Source organism: Pseudomonas sp. P5_A12, assembly GCF_056400685.1.
This window is the reverse complement of record NZ_JBFUKU010000560.1, coordinates 1-1,444: the sequence shown is the minus strand read 5'-3', so window position 1 is coordinate 1,444 and position 1,444 is coordinate 1. Positions and strand designations below refer to the sequence as shown.

The following is a 1,444-nucleotide window of genomic DNA, read 5'->3' as shown; positions in this document are numbered from 1 at the left end:
GCCCAAGCGTGGCGGTCGGTGTCTTTTGTGTAGGCGGCATCTTCGGCGAATGATTTGCCGAGGAACAGCAGGTCGGAGGCTTGGGCTAATGCTTCGGCTATGGGGACGCCGGCGCGGACGTTGAACAACGCCTGATCCGGGCAGTAGATCAGTGGGGTGAAACCGATGGTTTTCAGGTCCGAAGGTGTAGACGGATTTGTTTTGCTCATTGTTTCGCTCCTTAAAACGAGGAGCTGCCGCATTCGTTACCACACGAATAGGTGGCAGCTGTACGCAGGGTGGTAAACCGGTAGAGCAAAGAAACCGGCAGACCCGAAGGTCTCCCACGCACAGCCGCCATGACACTGGATTACAGGCGTAAAACGCATGAAATCGTGTTGGGAGCGCTGTTGCACTTTGCTTTGCCGGGTTACCACACCCGATCACTGCATTGGCAGCGATGGCCGAAGACTATCCCGTCAAAGAAAAGCGCAACAAGGCATCAAAGTGCCCAAACGTACGATTCGGAGTTTGCCTACAGGGTCTGCGGGCGTCATCCGATATTCCGACACTAGAAGTAAACGAAACTAAACACGGCGAGAGTGTTTACACGTCCTTCGGCTCACTTTTTCTCAGGATGAAAAACGTCGGATGATAAATTCGCGTTTTTTGCAGCTTGCTGTATGTCGAATTAAACGCAATACTCTGCGTAGAACTGTGTGTTCAAATTTGCATGAGTGTGTGGAGAGGTGAGTATGACGGCATTACTGGAGCGTGCTGACCAAGCGATTTCGGTGACTGCGATGGTCAGGGGGTTTAGTGCGAGGCTAAAGGAGATTTCCAGCCGAGCCACCGAACGACTGGTCATTTTCAAAGACAACCAACCCGCAGCGGTCATTATCAATGTCGATGCGTATCAGGAAATGCTCGACGAGCTTGAGGACCTTCGGGTTGAAGCAGCGGCTCGAGAGCGACTGATCGGTTTTGATCAGGCCAAGGCTGTCAGTCACGACGATATGCGGGCGCGGTACGCCAAGAAAGACTAAAGGAGCTGTGGATGGTTTGGGGCGTTATCTATCATCCGGAGGTTCAGAAGGATCTGGATCTGCTGGGAGCTGTGGCGGCGAACCGCATTCTTGATGTGATCGAAGAGCGGATTATCAATGGTGAACCGGACAAGAGCGGAAAGCCCCTAAGAGCCAGCCTTGCAGGTTGTAGACGGATCCGGACAGGCGACACGCGGATTGTTTATCGAGTCGATGGCAAGGCGATTCAGGTGTTGATCGTCGCAGTCGGGGCCCGACGTGACGAAGAGGTCTATGACGCAGCAGAGCGTCGCCTATAAGTAGGAAGCCCCTGTTGCCGTGAAGGTAGCGGGGGCTTTTTTTTGTGCGCGGCGATTTTGAGTCCACTGACCATCCTCTGTGCGAGCTTGCTCGCGATAGCGGTCTGACAGTCGACATCA

Annotated in this window: 3 protein-coding genes; 2 read left to right on the top strand and 1 reads right to left on the bottom strand. The window is 53.7% G+C overall.

Going from position 1 to position 1,444, the window contains the following annotated elements; translation table 11 throughout:
- Positions 1-209: DUF3077 domain-containing protein (locus AC1DSG_RS31100; RefSeq protein WP_477794283.1), on the bottom strand; the 209-nt coding region annotated here is incomplete at its 3' end.
- Between the two features lie 525 nt (positions 210-734).
- Between AC1DSG_RS31100 and AC1DSG_RS31095 the strand changes: the two genes are divergently transcribed.
- Both AC1DSG_RS31095 and AC1DSG_RS31090 read left to right on the top strand, forming a co-directional pair.
- Positions 735-1,025, top strand: a complete 291-nt coding sequence (locus AC1DSG_RS31095; protein WP_027925020.1) for a Phd-YefM — start codon at positions 735-737, stop codon at positions 1,023-1,025.
- An 11-nt stretch (positions 1,026-1,036) separates the two neighbouring features.
- Positions 1,037-1,324 carry a type II toxin-antitoxin system RelE family toxin gene (locus AC1DSG_RS31090; RefSeq protein ID WP_038979200.1) on the top strand — a complete coding sequence of 96 codons (288 nt, stop codon included), beginning with the start codon at positions 1,037-1,039 and terminating at the stop codon, positions 1,322-1,324.
- Positions 1,325-1,444 lie beyond the last annotated feature (120 nt).

What these genes read in the sequence shown, in the direction of transcription:
- AC1DSG_RS31095 (WP_027925020.1), top strand. Translation starts at nt 735, where the DNA reads ATGACGGCATTACTGGAGCGTGCTGACCAAGCGATTTCGGTGACTGCG.
- AC1DSG_RS31090 (WP_038979200.1), top strand. Translation starts at nt 1,037, where the DNA reads ATGGTTTGGGGCGTTATCTATCATCCGGAGGTTCAGAAGGATCTGGAT.